This is a genomic window from Mesorhizobium sp. B2-4-17, from assembly GCF_006441275.1.
In the GTDB taxonomy this organism is placed as follows: domain Bacteria; phylum Pseudomonadota; class Alphaproteobacteria; order Rhizobiales; family Rhizobiaceae; genus Mesorhizobium.
In genome coordinates this window covers 41,601-56,689 of the sequence record NZ_VFUX01000023.1, presented here as the reverse complement: position 1 = coordinate 56,689, position 15,089 = coordinate 41,601, and the positions used below count along the sequence as shown (strand labels likewise).

General features: G+C 63.9%; 19 protein-coding genes and 1 riboswitch. Of the genes, 3 read left to right on the top strand and 16 right to left on the bottom strand.

All coding sequences use genetic code 11. The features are described from left to right. Window positions 1-13: 13 nt before the first annotated feature. The 6 genes from FJ548_RS18955 to FJ548_RS18930 all read right to left on the bottom strand — a co-directional run bounded on the left by FJ548_RS18955 (window position 14) and on the right by FJ548_RS18930 (window position 5,135). Window positions 14-988: a PfkB family carbohydrate kinase gene (locus FJ548_RS18955; protein WP_140778660.1), complete on the bottom strand. Its 975-nt coding sequence runs from the start codon at window positions 986-988 to the stop codon at window positions 14-16. Then, on the bottom strand, window positions 985-2,025 hold the full coding sequence (locus FJ548_RS18950) for an ADP-ribosylglycohydrolase family protein (RefSeq protein WP_140778659.1): 1,041 nt from the start codon (window positions 2,023-2,025) through the stop codon (window positions 985-987). The genes FJ548_RS18955 and FJ548_RS18950 overlap by 4 nt, the downstream gene beginning before the upstream one ends. A gap of 3 nt (window positions 2,026-2,028) precedes the next feature. Continuing rightward, on the bottom strand, window positions 2,029-2,754 hold the full coding sequence (locus FJ548_RS18945) for a GntR family transcriptional regulator (protein WP_140609051.1): 726 nt from the start codon (window positions 2,752-2,754) through the stop codon (window positions 2,029-2,031). A 411-nt stretch (window positions 2,755-3,165) separates the two neighbouring features. Continuing rightward, window positions 3,166-3,330: a DUF3309 family protein gene (locus tag FJ548_RS18940; protein WP_140609053.1), complete on the bottom strand. Its 165-nt coding sequence runs from the start codon at window positions 3,328-3,330 to the stop codon at window positions 3,166-3,168. Between the two features lie 322 nt (window positions 3,331-3,652). Continuing rightward, window positions 3,653-3,985 (bottom strand): hypothetical protein, encoded by a 333-nt coding sequence (locus tag FJ548_RS18935; RefSeq protein WP_246678713.1) that lies wholly within the window; start codon window positions 3,983-3,985, stop codon window positions 3,653-3,655. A gap of 514 nt (window positions 3,986-4,499) precedes the next feature. After that, the gene (locus FJ548_RS18930) at window positions 4,500-5,135 is read right to left on the bottom strand and encodes an isoprenylcysteine carboxylmethyltransferase family protein (RefSeq protein WP_246678712.1); all 636 of its coding nucleotides are present in this window, start codon (window positions 5,133-5,135) and stop codon (window positions 4,500-4,502) included. 688 nt (window positions 5,136-5,823) lie between these two features. Between FJ548_RS18930 and FJ548_RS18920 the strand changes: the two genes are divergently transcribed. Next, the gene (locus FJ548_RS18920; protein WP_181168844.1) at window positions 5,824-6,354 is read left to right on the top strand and encodes a hypothetical protein; all 531 of its coding nucleotides are present in this window, start codon (window positions 5,824-5,826) and stop codon (window positions 6,352-6,354) included. A gap of 153 nt (window positions 6,355-6,507) precedes the next feature. On the opposite strand, the gene FJ548_RS18915 is transcribed toward FJ548_RS18920, so the two are convergent. The 4 genes from FJ548_RS18915 to FJ548_RS18900 form a co-directional block, all read right to left on the bottom strand. Further along, a complete protein-coding gene (locus tag FJ548_RS18915) occupies window positions 6,508-7,533 on the bottom strand; it encodes an ABC transporter substrate-binding protein (protein ID WP_140778657.1) in 1,026 nt (341 codons plus the stop codon). Between the two features lie 27 nt (window positions 7,534-7,560). After that, window positions 7,561-8,325 carry an ABC transporter ATP-binding protein gene (locus FJ548_RS18910; RefSeq protein ID WP_140778656.1) on the bottom strand — a complete coding sequence of 255 codons (765 nt, stop codon included), beginning with the start codon at window positions 8,323-8,325 and terminating at the stop codon, window positions 7,561-7,563. Continuing rightward, complete coding sequence (locus FJ548_RS18905) at window positions 8,322-9,158, bottom strand: ABC transporter permease (protein ID WP_140778683.1); 837 nt, start codon at window positions 9,156-9,158, stop codon at window positions 8,322-8,324. The genes FJ548_RS18910 and FJ548_RS18905 overlap by 4 nt, the downstream gene beginning before the upstream one ends. A gap of 265 nt (window positions 9,159-9,423) precedes the next feature. Next, entirely contained in the window at window positions 9,424-10,032 is a 609-nt protein-coding gene (locus FJ548_RS18900) for a YkoF family thiamine/hydroxymethylpyrimidine-binding protein (RefSeq protein WP_140695079.1), read from the bottom strand. Next, a riboswitch (TPP riboswitch) is annotated at window positions 10,023-10,136 on the bottom strand. (Overlaps the previous gene by 10 nt.) A 183-nt stretch (window positions 10,137-10,319) precedes the next feature. Here FJ548_RS18900 and FJ548_RS18895 point away from each other — a divergent pair. Then, a complete protein-coding gene (locus tag FJ548_RS18895) occupies window positions 10,320-10,628 on the top strand; it encodes a hypothetical protein (protein WP_140778655.1) in 309 nt (102 codons plus the stop codon). Between the two features lie 168 nt (window positions 10,629-10,796). On the opposite strand, the gene msrA is transcribed toward FJ548_RS18895, so the two are convergent. Both msrA and FJ548_RS18885 read right to left on the bottom strand, forming a co-directional pair. Then, complete coding sequence (gene msrA / locus FJ548_RS18890; protein ID WP_140778654.1) at window positions 10,797-11,315, bottom strand: peptide-methionine (S)-S-oxide reductase MsrA; 519 nt, start codon at window positions 11,313-11,315, stop codon at window positions 10,797-10,799. A 161-nt stretch (window positions 11,316-11,476) separates the two neighbouring features. Further along, a complete protein-coding gene (locus tag FJ548_RS18885) occupies window positions 11,477-12,991 on the bottom strand; it encodes a glycosyltransferase family 39 protein (RefSeq protein WP_140778653.1) in 1,515 nt (504 codons plus the stop codon). 196 nt (window positions 12,992-13,187) lie between these two features. Here FJ548_RS18885 and FJ548_RS18880 point away from each other — a divergent pair, with 196 nt between their 5' ends. Then, a complete protein-coding gene (locus FJ548_RS18880) occupies window positions 13,188-13,895 on the top strand; it encodes a hypothetical protein (protein WP_140778652.1) in 708 nt (235 codons plus the stop codon). 156 nt (window positions 13,896-14,051) lie between these two features. On the opposite strand, the gene FJ548_RS18875 is transcribed toward FJ548_RS18880, so the two are convergent. The 4 genes from FJ548_RS18875 to FJ548_RS18860 all read right to left on the bottom strand — a co-directional run bounded on the left by FJ548_RS18875 (window position 14,052) and on the right by FJ548_RS18860 (window position 15,087). Further along, complete coding sequence (locus tag FJ548_RS18875; RefSeq protein ID WP_140741805.1) at window positions 14,052-14,369, bottom strand: hypothetical protein; 318 nt, start codon at window positions 14,367-14,369, stop codon at window positions 14,052-14,054. A gap of 102 nt (window positions 14,370-14,471) precedes the next feature. Continuing rightward, on the bottom strand, window positions 14,472-14,666 hold the full coding sequence (locus FJ548_RS18870; RefSeq protein ID WP_140609073.1) for a hypothetical protein: 195 nt from the start codon (window positions 14,664-14,666) through the stop codon (window positions 14,472-14,474). Then, complete coding sequence (locus FJ548_RS18865; protein WP_140695068.1) at window positions 14,651-14,890, bottom strand: ABC transporter permease; 240 nt, start codon at window positions 14,888-14,890, stop codon at window positions 14,651-14,653. Before FJ548_RS18865 ends, FJ548_RS18870 begins: the two co-directional genes overlap by 16 nt. Further along, on the bottom strand, window positions 14,887-15,087 hold the full coding sequence (locus FJ548_RS18860) for a hypothetical protein (protein WP_140695066.1): 201 nt from the start codon (window positions 15,085-15,087) through the stop codon (window positions 14,887-14,889). Before FJ548_RS18860 ends, FJ548_RS18865 begins: the two co-directional genes overlap by 4 nt. Between the last annotated feature and the right edge of the window lie 2 nt (window positions 15,088-15,089).

Sequence of the window (15,089 nt, the reverse complement as noted above, 5' to 3'; positions counted from 1 at the left end):
GTTCCCGGGCTTGTCAGGCTGTCTGATGGGCCTTCTGTGCCTGGCCGGGCGCGCCGGCCGCGCCCTCGCCCAGGAAAGTCTGGATTTCGGCGTCCGTCGGCGCCGACGAACCGCCATAACGGGTGACTGAAATGGCGGCCGCCGCATTGGCGTAGCGCGCCGCCTCGAACGGCGGAACACCATTCGACAGCGCGCTGACGAAGGCGCCGATATGGGTGTCGCCGGCGCCATTGGTGTCCACCGCCGCTACCTCGAATCCCGGAATACTCTGGGCGGAACCATTTGCCAGCCGCACATGACAGCCCTTGGCGCCGCTGCGGATGATGATGCCATCGGCTTTTGGGCAATGGTCCGCAAGCAGTCGCCCCGCGAGTGCCTCGACGTCACCAGGGCCGGCAATCTCGGCGGCCTCCGTCGCGTTGCAGCTTAGCCAGGTCGTACGAGCAAGCACTCGCGACAGGATGGCACGCGGAATGTGCGAGATGACCGGCGTCGGGTCAAAGACGAAAGGGGTCTGCGCAGGCAGCGCCTCGATCCAGTCGGTGAGCGCCTTGCGGCTTCCGGGATAGCTCAGCGTATAGCCCGAGGTGAATACCCAGTCGCCCTGCGCGACGACCACGGGCGCCATCATGTCGAGGCTAAGAATACTCTCCGCACCCGGCCATGAGACGAAAGTGCGTTCGGCATCGCTTGAGATCATCGCGACGCAATTGCCGCTGTCCATGGCAGGCGATGGCGGCGTCAGCGTTTCGATGCCCTTGGCGGCAAAGGCGGCACGCAGGAAGTCGCCGTTCGGCCCGCTGCCGAGCTGGCCGCCAAACACCACTGTCATGCCGGTCCGGCTGGCCGCGACCATCATGTTGAAGCCGCCGCCAGCGACTTGGGCATAGGTTGACGCCGTCTTCTCCGTGCCCGGCGCCGGCAAGGCGTCGATACGGTAGACGTAGTCGACCACCGCGCTGCCGATATGGACGAGCCGCCCACTCATGCCGCCGCATCCTTGCCGGAGCCGGTTTTCGCCAATCGCGCCGCGACGAGGTCGCCGGCGAGTTCGCGAACTTGCTCAATGTCGATGCCAAGGAGGCGCGCGACGTGCTGTCGCGGCAACTTCGAAAGACCAGTGCAGGCGCCCCCCATGCCGGCCGCAATGGCGCCGATCGTGTCGGTGTCGCCGCCGAGATTGGCGCTGATGACCGCCGCTTGCCAGGGATCGCCGCCGGCGACTTCCAGCACCGCGAAGGCGGCCGGAACGGACTCCTGGCTGGCGACGCCGGTGCCGACCAGGTCGGTGATCAGCCGGATCGCGTCCCTCGTCGCTTTGCCACGCACCAGATCCTGCGCCCAGACGATACGCGCGGCGATATCGCCGCCGGTCACCCAGTAGCCGAGCGTCGCCCCTCGCCCCGCGGCCACGACGGCACTGTCGGAGGCGGCGCGCCAGTCACCGCCGGAAACGCCGCGGCTGACAGCGGCCGCGACGGCAGCGGCCGAGGCAATGGCGATCGAGGTGTTGTGTGTCGCCCGGCAGGTCTCGGCCACCTTGGCGACCAAAGCCTCCAGCGCTTCGACCGGCATCATGATGCCGACCGGCGCGATGCGCATGGCTGCACCATTGGTGTCCCCGCCACGCCCCGCGTCCTCGGCTGGCACACCATTGTTGATGGCGTCGATGGCGCGCTTGGTGGACGGCCCGAGCAGATCGTAGCTGCCGCGCGCCTTGACGTCACGCTCCCAGTCGAGCAGCGCGTTGACCCAGCGCGTGTGGTCGAAGCGGTCGCCGGATTCGATGAGGATGCGGCCAAGCAGCAGCGCCTGTTCGGTATCGTCGGTGATGGTGCCGGCCGCCAGCCCCTTCGAAACCGGATGGTCGGCAACGGGCGCGACGAAATCCTCGACATGACCGTAGAGCTCGGCGATCCGCGCCGGCGACAGAAGCTGCGTCGGCATGCCGAGCGCATCTCCCAGCGCCCCGCCGATGAGAGCGCCCATGGCGCGGTCGATCATGTCCGTCGCTTTGTCCGACATCGCTCAGAACCTCATATGCAGCGCGAAATGCGCTGGGTTGAGCAGACTGGTGACATATTCGATCGGCCGGTCATCAGCGGCACGGGTCAACCGGCGGCCACGCAGGAATGGCGTGCCCTCAGGGCAGCCGAGGATGGCCGCGTCCTCGGCATTCAGCATCTCGATCCCGATCCATTCCTCGCCATGGTCGGGCACGAGCCCGGCGGCGCGCAGCGTCTGGTGCAGCGATCCCTCGCGCAGGCCGCGCAGCGGAACGTCTTCGAGTTCCGGCGACAGCGGCAGGCGGCTGCGCTCGATGGAGATCGCATGACCGTCTCTGGCATTGGTGCGTACACGATCGACGGCGATGAAGAACGGGCTTTCGATCTCAAGCAGCGCGGCAAGCCCCGCATCTTCGATCACCTCGAGCCGCAGCGTCCTTGTCTCGGCATTGGCGCCGGCATTGGCCAGCGCCCGCGACCAGCCGATCGCGTCGTCGACCGGCTTGCCGTCGAAAGTGACGAAGGAGCCGATACCGACCTTGGTGGTGATCAGCCCGCGGCTGGACAGTTCCTCAAGGCCCTTGCGGACCGTGTTGCGGCTGACGGAGAAGCGCTGGACGAGTTCATTCTCGCTTTGCAGGCGATCGCCGAAGCCGAGCACGCCGGAGCGGATTTCATGCTCCAGAACGGTGGCGATCTGCTCGGGCTTGCCCGTACCGGGAGAGAGCTGAATCGCGCCGCGCTTCATATGGGCACCTGTCCAGTGAACCTGTGTAATCCTGTACTCTGACGCGGCAGCTCTGTCAACGATCAAGCGATGAATGCCCCCCGCATCAACGCAGGCAAGCTGAGAGCACGGACTGGCAGGCAGCCACCGCCAAGCAGGCAACGCTCGACATCCACGGCGCCAAGGTCGGCAAGGCGTCGACACCGTGCCCGGAGAAAAAGAAAGCCCGCTCCGGGAAGCCGGGGCGGGCCTTGGAGGAGGATAAGGGGTGGGACCCTCTCCTCTTGTTTCCACGGGGGGTGTGGACCGCCACCACTATACCTGAATCTCGCGCGATACCGGATCACAAGCTGGCTTTTTCCATCACAATCCGGTGCGCAACGATATCGATACGGTCACGAAGTCGCGATCACCATGGATCGAATCGCGCCTCTAGATGCGTCCGAGCACGACAAGGATGATGACGATCAGCAGCACAAGTCCGAGTCCGCCGCCCCCATAATAGCCGGTTCCGTAGAACGGCCCGCCGCCGAGTCCGCTGAAGCCGCCAAGTAACGCAAGGACTAGAAGGATGATGAGTATGGTGCCTAAGCTCATGATTCCCGCTCCTTTGTGCGCTCGTGCGCCGGTTAGACATCGCTTGCTGCGATGTTCGAAGATGAGAACGCTCGAGCGGCCTTACCGTTCCGCCCCCGCGAGGATCGCCAAGCAAGAAGGGTTCGTCAAATGAGTTAGCTCCACCCTCTTGGCGCCGTGATAGGTTGCGGATCCAAGGCGAGGAGCGATCATTCGGGGCGACCTGAGAAGACCCAATGACGCGGAAAGCCCGCCAGGAGCGACGGACTTTCCGACCGGCCGGAGGCTAGGAGAGTGCGCTTGAAAGCCTCGCGGCTGGTTCCGCACTGCTCATCCTGAGGGCTCAGCGGCGGGCGATCAACAGGCAGAGTTGGCGCAGGTCGCGATCGTAAGCGCCCTCGTTGCTCAGCACGTCGACACAGCGCTTCTTCATGCGAGCCACCTGGCTGTTAGACATCTGGGCCACGGTGCCGGACAAGCTCGTTTGGCTGAGATTGGTGGGGTTTGACAGGCTGCTCGGATTGGCTCCACCGATGCCGATGCCGCTCGTGTCGCCAACATTGGCGCCAAGCCCGGCGGTGATGCCGCTCGTGCCGCCGACATTGGCGTTCGCGGCGATGCCGTTGCTGCCGCCGATGGAGGCACTGAGCCCAGCATTGCCCGCCGACGCCAGCATTGCCACCCCCGCCACCGCCTCCATTGGCGCCGACACCAGCGTTGACACCGCCGCTACCACCCACCGAGGCGCTGACACCTAGCCCCGCTGCACTCACCGGCATCGAAAGGACGACGACTATCGCACTTCCCGCCAACACACTGGCGACTGTCTTGATAGTAAAAGTCATAACACTCTCCTGTTGCGCTAAGGCAGTCGGCGCACCGCCGATTGCAATCACAGCTACGTCGGAGATGATCTTTGGTTCAAAGCGGGGTATATTTGTAAATATGATGGTATTTATTGCTTGAATGGGGAACTTATAAAAATAATAAAAATGCACCATACTCGCAGAAAATATTTCTTGGTCGAAACCGATGTTATCGGTATTATCATTTATTCGGAAAGAAAAGCGATTTTAGCCGCTGAGGAGATCCCGTCATTGTCGGTGTGCGGCTCCGCGGATAGCACGAAAATCGCGTGCCGGTCGCCGGAAGGCGACCAATCAATCCAAACAGGTCGGCTAACCTTGCCTTCAGAATATCCGTTGGAACAGCCTGTAGCGCACACGTTCCATATAGGCGCGATACTCCGGCTCGGCGGCCAGCAGGGCCTCCTCGCGTAGTATCCGATACAACTGCATGTAGGTGATGACCGCATAGATCGCGAGATTGTGGAAGGAAAAGGCCGACAGCAGGTAGAGCACGTGTCCGGCAAGATAGCCGGCGTAAATCGGGTGCCGCACAAGCCGGTAGGCGCCGCCCGTCATCACGCCGCGATTGGCAGGCAGGATGGCAAAGGAGCGGCCCAGCGATATCTTGCCCCAGATGACAAACAACAACGCGATCACCTGCAGCGGTGCGGCGATGTAGACTGGAACAAGCGCCATGCCAGGTTTGAGGCTGATCAACGCTACTCCAAAACTTGCGGTCACGGAGACGATGACCGCAAGCGGATTCCAGTCACGCGTCACCGGACGCCGCGACAAAAGCAGCCAGGTGAAGGTGAGTATCTCGGAAATCGCAACCAGCGCGACGTTGAGCCGGGTCGGATCCTCCAGCAGTTGATAGACGCCGCGATAGACGAACAGTCCCGCGCAGGCCAGGGCGCAGGCGCGAAAGAAGCCTTCGCGCAGGTCGGTCAGGATCTCGCGCTTGCGCGCTTCGGACAAAACCCCGTCCCGGTTGGCACGCGAGAGCGCTTCACTTTTTGGCATAAGCAAGGCAAACACCCCGATGATCCCTCGCGGCGACCTTTGCACGCAACCATTGCCGGGCGGTTAACCGGCAAGGTCAGATCGGGATTGAACGGGAAGCAACGCCCTCAACCAGCGAGCGGGCTGCGGGAACCGCGATGCAGACTGTGTCTTCTATATTGCAATTTATGCTTGCATTGCGGAACAAATAAAGAACAATAGGCGGATTACCGCTGAAGTGGACCAGGGTTTTCGGGGGAGGACCAGCCAAATGGCGAGTTGGAAGGGTGCGGGGCTAGTCGCCGCTGCTATCGTATCATTCGTGCAGGCGAAGACCTCCTCAAACGGCGGCAATTGGCTGGGCTTGCGGTCATCCTTGCGCTGAACGCACCGGTCCTCGCGTCAGAGAAGGACTATGCAACCTGCATTGGCGAGAGTGTCGAGCCGGACAAGCACATAGCCGCCTGCACGGCGATTGCCGAGGACACCGCGGAGCCGCCGAGCATCCGCGCCACCGCATACATCTATCGGGCCGTCGCCCGGGACGACAAGCAGGATTACGATCGGTCGATCGCCGATTACAGCGAGGCGATTGCGCTCGATAACAAGCAGGCTTCGGCATACTTCAGATCTCTACGAGACGGTGGCGAGGTCGCCCCAGCCGATGACCACCGCCGACGTCGATGCCGAGATCCGGAAGCAGGGCCTCCAGATATTCAAGGCGATCGCCCGGGAATTTCCGGACGATTACGATGCGATGCTGCGCAAGATCACTGCCGCGGCCCAGACCGGAAGTGGAACAGAAGTGCGCAATGTCAGCAGACAGGCGGTCGCCGATCCGAGGCAAAGATATACACCGCTCCTGACTTCAGCGCCGGACAGCGAGGTCTCGCAAGCGCTTTCCGCGCAGCTCGACATGCTCAATCATGTCATGGCACGAGAAACGCCTGCCACGTGCAACAATTACCTGCGCAATGGGCCGGACGCGATCAGCGCGCCCGGCCACGATGTCCTGGCTCACCCGGACAAGATTGGTGCCACGCTGTTCAACGCCTTCGGCGCAGCCAAAAAGAAGCGGTTTGCCGGCGGCCATGCCCAGCGATCAGGACTGGTCGCTGGTCGCCGACGCCTTCATCAGAAGCGGCGGCACGCCGGTCGAGATGGACGCCATCGCGAACGTAGACCAGGACTTTGAGGGTCTCTGCCCCGCCGTCGCGAAGTTCTACGCCGCCGCCCTGTCGCTGCAAGGCGAGCCTGGGTGGCACATCAAAACCGCCCTGCTCTACGCCATCGCGAAGAATTAGGCGCGGCGGCTGACGTGTCTTGACCGGACGCCGCGTTCCTTCGCTCAGGCGCCTACAAACTCGTTGGTGAAATACCCCTCGAAATCCGGCTTTTGCTTCAGCGCCTTGCCATTGCCATCGAGCAGTATTCCCGACGAGAACAAATACCCGCCCATCGCCTCGACCTTGGCCTTGTCGATGGTGCCGATAGCGCCGGCGGCACTCTTCAGGAAATGACCGTCGTTCAGCGCCTTCAGCGAGGCTTGGATCAAAGCCGGATTGGTGAGCGTATCCTTGTTCGCGGTAATCAAGAGGTCGCCGGCCTCTTGCGGCTGGTCGACGGCGAACTCGTAGCCGCGCCGTGTCGCCTGCACGAAGGCGGCGGCCGCCTTTGGATTAGCCGACAGGAACGCATTGCTGGAAGCGATGAAGGTGGTGTGCTCGTCCGGCACGCCGTAGTCGGCGTAACGGAAGCTGCGCTGCTTCAGGCCCTTGAGCCCGGCCTCCACGCCTTCCCAGGTCGAGACTTCCAGCGTGAAATCCACGGCGCTGCTCGCCAGCGCATCATAAGCCGAGGTACCGAGCGTCACTGTCTTGAAATCGCCCTTGCCGCCGTCGTGGCGGATGATGGTCGAGATCAGCGCGTTCTCCCAGGCGCTGCCGAAACCGCCATAGGTCAGGCCGTCAAGATCCTTCGGGCTCTTGATAGCGGCGCGGTCGGCGTTGAAGACGACGCGGCCGGTCTCCGACTGGACGACGGCATAGACCGCCTTGAGATCCGCGCCCGCGCTCTTCTGCGTGAACAGGCCGAGCGCGCCGGAAATGCCGAAATCGGCGACGCGGTTGGCGACCAGCGTGCCCGAGCCGGTATCGCCATAGGGCAGGATTTCGACATCGAGCCCGGCATCGCGGTAGAAACCCTTGTCGCAAGCGACGAACAGACCGATGTGGTTGGTGTTGACAGTCCAGTCGAGCGCGATGGTGATTTTTTGCGCTTCCGCCCTGGCGCGTGCGGCCCCGGCGAGCGAAGCCAGCGGCAGGCCGGCGGCCAAAGCCAGGAGCAGCGCCTGGCGGCGGTTGAGTTCAGTCATTTTTCTCTCCATCAAACAATCGGGCCATCAAACGATCGGGAATTCGGTTCGGCCTGCCCCCAGCAGCGTGTCGAGGATGCTGGCCTCGATTGCCGCTGCCTCGCGGGCGAGCGCTGCACTTTCGGTGCGCGGGCGCGGTAGCGGCACGGCCACTTCGGCAACGACACGCGCAGGCCGCTCCGACAGCACATAGATGCGGTCGGACAGAAGCACCGCCTCGCGCACGTCATGGGTGATGAGCAGCGCCGTCCAGCGATGGCTCGCCCACATCTTCTCCAGCCAGCGCTGCATGGCCGTGCGGGTGAGCGCGTCGAGCGCGCCGAAAGGCTCGTCGAGCAGAAGCATGTCGCGCTGCTGCACCACGGTGCGCAGCAAGGCGGCGCGCTGGCGCATGCCGCCGGACAGTTCGGCCGGCCAGGCGCGCTCGAAGCCGGCAAGGCCGAACTCGGCGAACAGGGGCGCGACCCGCTCGCGCGCGGCGCGGCGCCTCACGCCCTGCACCTCCAGTCCAAGCGCGGCGTTGTCGATGACGCGCCGCCATGGCATCAGCGCGTCGCGCTGCGGCATGAAAGCGAAATGGCGGCCGTGATCGTCCAGCGGCGCGCCGTCGAAGCGCATCTCGCCCTCGCCCGCAATCGCACCGGTCAGCAACTGGAGGAGCGTCGACTTGCCGGCGCCGGACGGCCCGAGGATAGAGACGAACTCGCCATCGTCCACGGTCATCGAGATGCCGGAGAGCACCTCGAGCGCGCCGAAGTTCTTGCGCACGTCGCGGACTTCCAGCCGGGTCATGACCGGTCCTCCTCGGCCGGCTCCGGCTTTGCATCGCGCCCAGCCCTTTCCCACGGCATGGCAAGGCGCTGGACGAGCACCGCCAGTCCGAACAAGGCAAGCGTCAGCGCCGAGCTGACGGCGACCGCGGCGAGCACCAGGTCGGGCCGGAAATTGTTCTTGGCGCTCAGCATGTAGATGCCCAGCCCCTTCGCCGCGCCGGCATATTCGGCGAAGATCGCGCCGACCACGGCATAGGTGATGGAAATGCGGAGGCCGGCAAAGAAATAGGGCAGCGCCGAAGGCAGACGAGCCAGCCAGAAAATGCGCCAGCGCCCCGCCCCCATGGCGGCGAGCATCTGGGCAATCTCTTTGCTGGTCGACGCATAACCTTCGACCAGCGCCACCATCATCGGGAAGAAGGTGACCAGCGCGACGAGCAGGATCTTTGGCAGCAGCCCGAAGCCGAACCACAGCACCACCAGTGGCGCGATCGCCACCAGCGGCAAGGTCTGGCTGGCGATCAGGATCGGGAACAGCGCGCGGCGCAGCCTCGGCAGGAAATCGACCACCGTTGAAAGCACGAAGGCGGCGGCGAGCGAGCAGGCAAAGCCGGCCAGCGTGGCGCCGATGGTGGGCAGCGTGTTGTCGGCCAGCGCTGCGCGGTTCTCCCACGCCTGCGCCAGCACGCGCGACGGCGCCGGCAGCACGGTGGGCGCGATGCCGCCGAAGCGGGCGTAGAGCTCCCAGGCGGCAAGCAGCAGGGCGAAAGCGAGGGCCGCGGGGGCTGCTCTGGCGAAAGCGGCGGTGACAGCCGATCTCCCCCCTTGTGGGGGAGATGTCCGGCAGGACAGAGGGGGGCGCGAAGGAACGCCATCCTTCGAGACTTGTGCTGAAGGTGCTGAGCGTAACCACCTGATAGGTCGGCGGGACAGCGCCCCCCTCTGCCTTGCCAGGCATCTCCCCCACAAGGGGGGAGATCGGCTGTCATCGCCGCCTTCGCCAATCACCGACGGCTTCGCTGCTCCCTGTGGCAGACGCCTGGGCGTAGGGGCACCTTTCCCAGGCGGATCAAACGAACCAACCACGACAATATCCTCGACGGCGGCCAAGCGCCGCTCAAACCGCGGTCGGGCTGTTGGCCGAAATGGTGATGTCGAGGGTCACGTGGCCGGCGCCCGGGCCGAAGCGGCAGAAAGCTTCGTTGAGCGTGGCGAAGATCGCGCCGGCATCGCCGCGCAGCTTGGTGCAGAAATGCTTGGAGCGCTCGAAGACGCCCGACTGCTTCAGGAAGTCGATGCAGCCATAGATCTCGTCCATGTGGTCGCCGGTGCCCATCACATAGAGCGAGAATTGCGCGGCCGCCGGCTGGTCGGTCGAAGGTGTCGACTGCACGGCACGGATTCCGGCCAGCTTGCGCTCGCCGAGCGGGATTGCCGGGCCGCCGATCTCGTCGGAGCGGCAGATCGGATCGTCCGGCTCGCCCGGGCAGCCGCGCGAGACGGCGGCCGACAGCACGCAATGCTTGCCGCTTCTCGCCGCCGCCACGAACAGATCGCGCATGGCCGGAAACAGCACTTCGGGCGGCCCGACCAGCAGTGTCGTGATGTCGTCGGTCTCGATCCGCAACCTATCCCGGTAGGGATCGAGCGCACCGAGCGCGCGCAGGATGACGCCGACGAAATCGTCGGCCATGGGATATAGGGAAATCTGTGCGCCTGAAAACATCGCCCGCCTCGCTCCGCTGGTATTACCCAGATCAGCTTCTAGGGTCTGTGGGCTTGCCGCCCCCGTCTCAGCCCCGACCGTACGGAGCACCCCTGTGGATGAGCGCGTTAAAGCACCATTCGATCGATTGGGGAAGCGGTTTTTTTCGGCGAGCTGCGCCACAGGCGTTGCGCCAGAGCAGTGGCAGTGGGCTGCGCCGGCGCGAAATTTTCCGGGAACCTTCACCAGGTCGAGAGGTTGTTTCGCCAGTCGCTACGCGACGAGTTCACGGAAAATGGAGACCAGCCATGTTCATGAAAATCCTCGCAGCTTCGGCGCTCACTGTCGCTCTTGCCAGTTCCGCGATGGCGCAAAGCAATAGCGCGAGCGGCACCGATGGCTCTGGCGGCAGCGGCAAGTCGGTCACTGTAGAACCGAGCACGCCAGCTTCGCCTGATACGCTCGATCCGGCAATGACCAACAGCACGACCATCACGCCGGGCGACATGAATTCCAATGCGGACCGGAATTGCCCGACCAACCCGCAAGGTGCGCAGTCCGATGCCAGTGGCAACGCCACGGCGCCGACCTTGAACGACAAGAACTGCGGCAAATAAGTCATTGCCCAAACAGAGAAAGCCGCCGGGTGGATGCCTGGCGGCTTTCTCTGTTTCGATATCGTTCCCAACGCTCCCGAAAGGGATTCGCGGCCGGATCAGGGATATCGCCTGTTATCAACCGAGGCGTCCGTTTGGACCCAAGGTTCCATGCTTTGAGCCGAGACGTCAGGACGCCGCCTTTTCGCGAACCGGCAGCTTCCAGCCGGGCCTGACGAAATGGCAGGTATAGCCGTTGGGATACTTCTCCAGATAATCCTGATGCTCGGGTTCGGCCTCCCAGAAGTCACCGGCCGGCGCGACTTCGGTGACGACCTTGCCAGGCCATAGACCGGAAGCATCGACGTCGGCGATGGTGTCTTCAGCGACGCGCTTCTGCTCGTCGCTGGTATAGTAGATCGCCGAACGGTAGCTCATCCCGACATCGTTGCCCTGCCGGTTGCGCGTCGTCGGATCGTGGATCTGGAAGAAGAATTCCAGCAAGGTGCGGTAGCTGATCCTGGCCGGATCGAAATCGATCTCGATCGCCTCGGCGTGGGTACCATGATTGCGATAGGTGGCATTCGGCACATCGCCGCCGCTGTAGCCAACCCGGGTGGAAAGGACACCCGGAAAGCGCCGGATCAGATCCTGCATGCCCCAGAAGCAGCCGCCGGCAAGTACCGCTCGTTCGCTCGAAGTCGCCATGTTTCGTCTCCCAAAAAGCAATTCCGGCTGTTTGACGGTTTCCCGTCAGGAATTGCGCAAAGAAAATTGAGTTGCCCCCATAAATGGGCATTGCCGCCCGTTTCGTCCAGTCGCCTGGGAATGAGCGGCGGCCTCGGCCAGGGGCAACCGGACGACAGGCTTCAGCCGCGCGGATACCACGTGCCGGGCGGAATGACAGCAAAGTTGATGGCTATTGGCGGTGCCCCGCGCGACCAGTTGAAAAGAACGGTCTTGACCGGGATGTTGCCCAGCCATGCCCGCAGCGGCAACGGTACGCCGCGACCAGACCAGACCATCAGCATGCCGTGGTCATGCAGCCGCTGGCTTGTGATCCAGGGCGCGAACTTCATATTCAGGTCGGTGAAGATCGACGGCTTGTCATACGCATTGAGGCCGGCCAGCATGGCCAGGTTGGTATCGCCGCCGACAATGTCGAGCCGGCCAGGTGCCGCTGCGTGCCAGATCGCTTCCGCCTCGTCAGAGATGGGCTGCGCCGGCCAGCAGACAGCATCCATGCGCCCCCTTATGTTGCAATTCGTCCAGCGAATGGCCGCATATGCGCCTGACATGGTGAGGATGCAGATGAAGGCGCAGATCGCCAGCCTTCGCATCTCGACGGCGCCAAGCCGATGGCCAAGGAAAGCGAGCACCACGACGCCAATGAGATTGTACATCGGCGCCCCCCAGGACTCGCCGGTGCCGGTGAACAACGAGGCGACCATGATCAGCATCGCCGGCCCGAGCCCCATCCACACGAGATAGGCGAGCTTGCCGCGCTCGATGGGCTCCTGTGGAGCTGGCGTGCGCCGCAGCAGCCCCGATATGGCCAGCACCAGGAGGAAGCCTGAGAGCCCGGCCAGTTGGACACCGATATAGTAGAGGCGGGCACGGTGTTCGGTCACCCACGCGTCGCGGTAGGCGAAATAGGTCAGCGGCAAGAAATCGATGCGATAGAGCTCAATGGCCAGCGGCGCGGCCACGGCGAGAAAAACGGCAAGACCAAGCCATGGCCAAGGCGTGGCCAACCGGCTGCGCGCACGTGCGTCGCACAGCAGCCAGAGTGCACCGAAGGCAAGCAGCAGGCCGGTGGAGAACTTGGCATAAAGCCCGACGCCCGACACCAGTCCGAGCGCCAGCCACCAGCCCGGCCCGCCGCCGCGGCCGGCGCGCCAGAGCAGCCAGCAGATAGCCGCCCAGAACGGCATCTGCGCGTAGTCATGATTGAATTGCGGGGTTGGCCAGCCGAAGAAATAGACCGACGGCAGCAGCAAGACGGCAGCCAGCGCACGGTTGCGCCCCAGCATGTCGCGGGCCAGCAGATAGACCAGGACGAAAGTCGTGGAGATCGTCAGCTGAGCAAGCAGATATTGCGGCCAGCGGAACGATCCGGTCAGAAGATGGCTGGTCTCGAGCAGCCAGGCGGGAAGCTGCGGATGCTTGTAGGTCAAAAGCACCCATTCGCGGCCCCACATGAAGCCTTCCACGACGTCGCCAGGCGGCGCGGGATTGACCAGCGATGGCACCACCGTCCAGCACAGGATCTGCGCCAGGCACAAAAGCGCCAGCAAATACCAGGGGTGACGAAGCAGGCCACGCCAGACCGATGACGAGTCCAGGCCCGTGCCGGGCAGTCCTGCCGGCACCCAACGATCCATGGAGTCATCTATTCCCACCATGCGGCGCTTAAACCACATCGCCCAGTTTGCCGAACAGCCCTAACATCAAAGCTTACAAAAAAGTATACCTGCGTGCCATTGCGACACCAAGATTGAGCAGGAATTTCGGCGTAACACCGCCTCCCCGAGCAAACAGCCCGCACATCCGATCCCCTCCGAACTTCCTGGACACTCGATGCGTCACCAGCATGCCGTCATCCACCATCGCGCGCTCGACTTCTGGCTGGCGCGTGCCGCGGTGCTTGTCATCATCTGCCTGCAGCTTCTGGTCATCAACGATCTTTCCTTCGGCTCGCGCTGGCTGGCGCCGGCCCTGGAAGCTGCCCTGCTGGTGCCCCTGTCGGTGGCTACTGCCTGGACGCAGGTCGCCACCCAGAAGGCGGTCGAGGAGAAGCACTGGTATCTGGTCGGCCGGTTTCGCGTCATGATCCGCAGGACAGCCCTGGTGATGACCGGCGTCATCAGCGTCATGAATTGCGGTTCACTGGTGTTCCTGGTGCGCGCGCTGCTGGGGGGCCATGCCGGCTCGAGCGGGCAGACGCTGTTGGTCGATGCGCTCAACATCTGGGTCACAAATGTCATCGTCTTTGCCTTGTGGTTCTGGAGCACCGACCGCGGCGGGCCGCCGACCTGCGGTCTTGTCACACGCGCGCATTCCGATTTCCTGTTCCCGCAAATGACCCTGAGCGACCGCGAGATCCGCGACTGGCTGCCGGGCTTCGTCGACTATTTCTTCCTGGCCTTCACCAACGCGACGGCGTTTTCGCCGACCGACACCTTGCCGCTCTCGCAACGCGCCAAGCTGCTGATGATGGCGGAGGCGATGATCTCGCTGCTGACGATCGCGCTGGTCGCGGCCCGCGCCGTCAACATCCTCGCCTGATACAACTCCAGCCGGATGCGGGCGGGGCCTCAGCGCCGGGATATGGCAGCGGCCGATCAGGAGCCACAAACGCAAACGAGCCCGCCCCGGCGAACCGAGGCGGGCTTCAATCGACCGGGCCATCAGGCACGGTTGTCGACGCTGGTAGAACGGGGGCTATTCCTCCGGGGCTGGCCTGAATTTCCGCACGATCACCTCGAACAGAATATCCGAGATCCACATGGCGCAGACGCCGATGAGAAAAGCCGCCGCCAGCGTGGTCGTGTCGTCATTGGCCAGCGGCAGGCCCGTAGCGCGGGAATACTGCACCACGGGCAGCGTCAAATAGGCGGCGGCGAGCGCGCCGCAGATGGGGGAAGCCACCATCTCGCGCAGCTTGTACCGATGCCGCGACAGCGCACGCAGCACGCCGCCGGCAAGACCGGCGGCGACGACCGGTCCCTTGATGCCCAGCAGATCGAAGAAGTCATGCATCATTTCATCGTCCTCGTGATGAGGAAGCCGAAGATCGATCCGGCGCCGAAAAAGCCAGCACGCCGAGCAGCATGGCTGGATCCAGGGGAAGTGCCACGACCGTCATGGCTTCCACCCGCACAGTTTCTCGCCCTTGCGGTTGTGCGCCAGCAGCGCCTTGACCTCGGCGTCCGACAGCGCATCGACGGCGTCCGCCGACAGACGCAGCGGGCTGGATACCGCGCAGAACCCGCCCTTGACGGTTGTGCAGCCGGCCATCACGGCCAGGACCGACACCAGCATCAATCCCTTGCCCATGATTTGAGCTCCTTTCGCGCTGTGGCGGCCGGCAGCGCGCCGATATCGTTCTGGACCTGGTCGGCGATTTCGCGCGCAGCGGCCTCGGCGGCGGCCTGCCGGGCACGCTCGCTGCGTTCGCCGGCCAGCCGCTGGCGAACGCCCCAACCGAGTGCCGCGAGGATGGCCGCTCCGATGCCCAGAATGGTTGGACTGCCGAGCAGGAAAGCGAGGAGCGCGCTCATTGGTTCGATGCGTCCTTGACCAGATAGCCGACGGCAAAGACGGCGATCGGCAGAAGCGTGGCCCACGTCTCGGCGTCATACCAGGCTGGCCAGATGTTGCGCACGAAGACGCCGGAAACCGAGACGGCCGCGGCGGCGATGGTCGCGGCCGTCAGCTTGTTGGTCGGACGGATGGTCGGTTGGGTGACGGTGGCCATGA

Excerpts from the sequence above, each read along its gene's own strand:
- FJ548_RS18950 (WP_140778659.1), bottom strand. The coding sequence starts at position 2,025 with ATGTCGGACAAAGCGACGGACATGATCGACCGCGCCATGGGCGCTCTC.
- FJ548_RS18955 (WP_140778660.1), bottom strand. The coding sequence starts at position 988 with ATGAGTGGGCGGCTCGTCCATATCGGCAGCGCGGTGGTCGACTACGTC.
- FJ548_RS18920 (WP_181168844.1), top strand. The coding sequence starts at position 5,824 with ATGACCACCGCCGACGTCGATGCCGAGATCCGGAAGCAGGGCCTCCAG.
- msrA (WP_140778654.1), bottom strand. The coding sequence starts at position 11,315 with ATGGCGACTTCGAGCGAACGAGCGGTACTTGCCGGCGGCTGCTTCTGG.
- FJ548_RS18935 (WP_246678713.1), bottom strand. The coding sequence starts at position 3,985 with ATGCTGGCGTCGGCGGGCAATGCTGGGCTCAGTGCCTCCATCGGCGGC.
- FJ548_RS18940 (WP_140609053.1), bottom strand. The coding sequence starts at position 3,330 with ATGAGCTTAGGCACCATACTCATCATCCTTCTAGTCCTTGCGTTACTT.
- FJ548_RS18885 (WP_140778653.1), bottom strand. The coding sequence starts at position 12,991 with ATGGATCGTTGGGTGCCGGCAGGACTGCCCGGCACGGGCCTGGACTCG.
- FJ548_RS18865 (WP_140695068.1), bottom strand. The coding sequence starts at position 14,890 with ATGAGCGCGCTCCTCGCTTTCCTGCTCGGCAGTCCAACCATTCTGGGC.
- FJ548_RS18875 (WP_140741805.1), bottom strand. The coding sequence starts at position 14,369 with ATGCATGACTTCTTCGATCTGCTGGGCATCAAGGGACCGGTCGTCGCC.
- FJ548_RS18870 (WP_140609073.1), bottom strand. The coding sequence starts at position 14,666 with ATGGGCAAGGGATTGATGCTGGTGTCGGTCCTGGCCGTGATGGCCGGC.
- FJ548_RS18900 (WP_140695079.1), bottom strand. The coding sequence starts at position 10,032 with ATGTTTTCAGGCGCACAGATTTCCCTATATCCCATGGCCGACGATTTC.
- FJ548_RS18915 (WP_140778657.1), bottom strand. The coding sequence starts at position 7,533 with ATGACTGAACTCAACCGCCGCCAGGCGCTGCTCCTGGCTTTGGCCGCC.
- FJ548_RS18860 (WP_140695066.1), bottom strand. The coding sequence starts at position 15,087 with ATGGCCACCGTCACCCAACCGACCATCCGTCCGACCAACAAGCTGACG.
- FJ548_RS18910 (WP_140778656.1), bottom strand. The coding sequence starts at position 8,325 with ATGACCCGGCTGGAAGTCCGCGACGTGCGCAAGAACTTCGGCGCGCTC.
- FJ548_RS18945 (WP_140609051.1), bottom strand. The coding sequence starts at position 2,754 with ATGAAGCGCGGCGCGATTCAGCTCTCTCCCGGTACGGGCAAGCCCGAG.
- FJ548_RS18880 (WP_140778652.1), top strand. The coding sequence starts at position 13,188 with ATGCGTCACCAGCATGCCGTCATCCACCATCGCGCGCTCGACTTCTGG.
- FJ548_RS18895 (WP_140778655.1), top strand. The coding sequence starts at position 10,320 with ATGTTCATGAAAATCCTCGCAGCTTCGGCGCTCACTGTCGCTCTTGCC.